The sequence below is a fragment of the Cereibacter johrii genome (assembly GCF_001720585.1).
In the GTDB taxonomy this organism is placed as follows: Bacteria; Pseudomonadota; Alphaproteobacteria; order Rhodobacterales; family Rhodobacteraceae; genus Cereibacter_A; species Cereibacter_A johrii.
Window position 1 is genome coordinate 1 of sequence record NZ_MABH01000254.1, and the last position, 3,039, is coordinate 3,039.

Here is a 3,039-nt window from a genome sequence, read left to right on the forward strand (position 1 = left end):
CGGCCGCCGTTCGCGCCGGCGGCTCGGTCGGTGCGGCGGCCTGCATCTCGGCAGCCCGCTCGGCCGCGCCCCGGATCAGTCCGGGGATCAGCTCCGCCTCGGGCAGGTTCTTCCAGTAGCGTTTCGGCATCTCGGACTGCATCGCCTTCACCATCAGCCGCGCCGGATTGAAGATGTTGGCATAGTAAGTGCGCCACAGCTCTTCCGTTCCATCGGCGGGCGGCGCGACGCGCGCCGCGGTCAGGGCGAAATCGAGCTGGCCTGCCACGAACCGCGCCGTGACGTCGGGCGTCACGATGGCCCAGTCCATGTCGCCGAACCGGCGGGCGAAGAAGGGCGCCGCCGCCTCCTCGACCGGATGGTCCGGCTCGAACCAGGCCGCGAAGGCGCGGCGGGGACCCTCCGAGGGAAGCTCGCGGAAGCGGACGAAGGCGTGCATCTTATGGATCTCGCGCCGGACCGTCTTCTCCTGCGCGAGAAGCTTGCGCAGCGCGGGGTCGCTCCGGTCGCCCCAGCGCAAACGGCCCTCCGCCAGCCGCAGGAGGAGACCGTAGGCGCGGCCGAACCGCTCGGGATCGGCGTGGCAGAGGGCAGTCTCCAGCGTATTGACCGCCTCGCGCGACAGCCGGATCTGGCGTGCCGGGCCCGCGGGCGCGGCGGGCAGGTCGGCCAGAAGATCGGCCGCGCCCGCGCCCACGCGCCAGACGACGCTTTCCGCCGGGATACCCGCCTGCGCCAGCCGCCGGGCCTCGGCGCGCCAGGCCGGAACGGTTCCCAGACGCGGCAGGACGACCTCGGGCATCAGAAGAGGCTCAGCTGTTCCGGCGGCGGCACGAAGCGCGCGCGCAGGCTGGCGTCGTCCAGCCCCTGCGGCCGCCAGCCGGGGGCGAGGATGAAGGGGCGCGCCTGTTTCAGCACCGCGCCCATCGCCACCAGATGCTCGTAGCGCACCGCCCCATGCGCCCGCGCGGCAAGGATCCGGCCCACCGTCTTCGTGCCGAACCCCGGCACGCGCAGCAGCATCTCGCGCGGCGCCCGGTTCACATCCACCGGAAAGGCCTCGCGATGCTCCAGCGCCCAGGCGAGCTTCGGATCGACCTCGAGATCGAGCATCCCCTTTCCCGCGATCTCGCCCACCTCGAAGCCGTAGAAGCGCAAAAGCCAGTCGGCCTGATAGAGCCGGTGCTCGCGCAGGAGCGGCGGGCGCACGAGGGGCAGCGCCTTCGAGGCATCGGGAATGGGCGAGAAGGCCGAGTAATAGACCCGGCTCAGACCGTAGTTGGCATAGAGCGTCGAGGCATTGCCGAGGATGGCCGCATCATCCGCCCCGTCTGCCCCCACGATCATCTGCGTGGACTGGCCCGCGGGCGCGAAGCGCGAGGGTCTGCGGCCGCTGAAGCTCGGCTCGCGCGAGGCCTCGCGCTTCAGCCGCACCTCGGCCATGGCCTTGCGGATGCCGGTGGCCGACTTCTCCGGCGCGAAACGGTCGAGCCCGGCTTCGGTGGGCAACTCCACATTGATCGACAGCCGATCGGCATAGAGGCCCGCCTGCTCGATCAGCTCGGGTGCGGCATCGGGAATGGTCTTGAGATGGATGTAGCCCCGGAAATGCTCGCGCTCGCGCAGGGTTTTGGCGATGCGCACCATGTCGGCCATGGTGTCATCGGGCGAGCGGATGATGCCCGACGACAGGAACAGGCCTTCGATGTAGTTCCGCCGGTAGAATTCGACGGTGAGCGTCACCACCTCCTCGACCGAGAACCGCGCCCGTTCGACCCGCGACGAGACGCGGTTCACGCAATAGGCGCAGTCGAAGATGCAGAAATTGGTCATCAGGATCTTCAGAAGGCTGATGCAGCGCCCGTCCGGCGCATAGGCGTGGCAGATCCCGCTTCCGCCCGACGATCCCAGCCCCTTGCCATCCTTCGAGTCGCGTCGCGTGCCTCCGCTCGAGGCGCAGGAGGCGTCGTATTTCGCGGCGTCCGACAGGATGGCCAGTTTGCGGCTGAGGTCCTTTTTCATGTGTTCTTAGTATGTTCCTTGGCGTTCGAGATCAAGTGCAGAACCAATCATGACTGGAACGTGAAGAGCCACCGGGAAGGGGGCGGGGCCCTCGTCAGGCGCTGCGCAGCTCCGGGGCGGCCACCTCGCCGATCAGCCGCATCAGGTCGCCGAAGTAGCCTTCGCTCCGGGCCGGGCGGGTCGGGTCGGAGGTGACGACCACCGTGGCTTCGAGATCCGGCAGGAGGCAGACGAGCTGGCCGCCATAGCCGCGGGCCAGCGCGATCCGCTCGGTGCCCGCGCGGCCCACGAACCAGCCGTAGCCGTAGCCCAGGCCCGAGAAGGGCGAACGCGTCCGCGGCTCGAGCGAGCGGCGCACCCAGCCTTCGGACAGGACCTGCGCCCCGTCCCACCGGCCGCCCTGCCGGACCATCTCGCCGAAGCGCAGGAGCGCCAGCGGCGACAGCGCCATCTCGTTGCCGCCGAGGTAGAAGCCTTGCGGATCCTGCGTCCAGGGCGGGATCTCGATCCCGAGCGGGCGGCCGAGCCAGTCCCGCATCAGCGCCAGCAGGCTGCGGTCGGTGGCCTCCGATAGGGCGGCGCCGAGGATGTGGAAGCTGCCCGTCGAATAGAGCATCCGGCCGCCCGGCTCGGCCACCATCGGGCGCGACAGGGCATAGGCCAGCCAGTTCCGGCTCGAGACCCAGGCGCCGTAGTTGCCGCCGGAGGTGCGTTCGAGCCCCGCGCGCATCGTCACCAGATCCTCGAGCGTCAGGTCCCGGACGCGCGGGTCGGCCTCGGCGGGGATGAGGCCCGGGGCGACCTCGCCCAGCGTGGCCCCGAGGGCGGGCACGGCGCCCCGGTCGAGCGCCGCACCGAGAAGGGCCGCGACGAGCGTCTTCGAGACCGACTTCACATTGACCGCGCGATCCGGAGCGGGCCCGCGCAGCGCCTCGGCCACCAGCGTCTCGCCGCCTCGCGCGACAACGAGCGTGTGGAGCTGGTGCAGGAGATCGCCGTGGGCCTGTCGGCGGGGCT

General features: G+C 70.5%; 3 protein-coding genes. All 3 read right to left on the minus strand.

Features of this window, described 5'->3' with window-relative positions; translation table 11 throughout:
* On the minus strand, positions 1 to 802 hold an 802-nt coding region (locus A9O63_RS21440), incomplete at its 3' end, for a TIGR03915 family putative DNA repair protein (RefSeq protein ID WP_141703134.1).
* A complete protein-coding gene (locus A9O63_RS21445; protein WP_069333681.1) occupies positions 802 to 2,022 on the minus strand; it encodes a putative DNA modification/repair radical SAM protein in 1,221 nt (406 codons plus the stop codon). The genes A9O63_RS21445 and A9O63_RS21440, both read right to left, overlap by 1 nt.
* A gap of 94 nt (positions 2,023 to 2,116) precedes the next feature.
* On the minus strand, positions 2,117 to 3,039 hold a 923-nt coding region (locus tag A9O63_RS21450; RefSeq protein WP_069333682.1), incomplete at its 5' end, for a serine hydrolase domain-containing protein.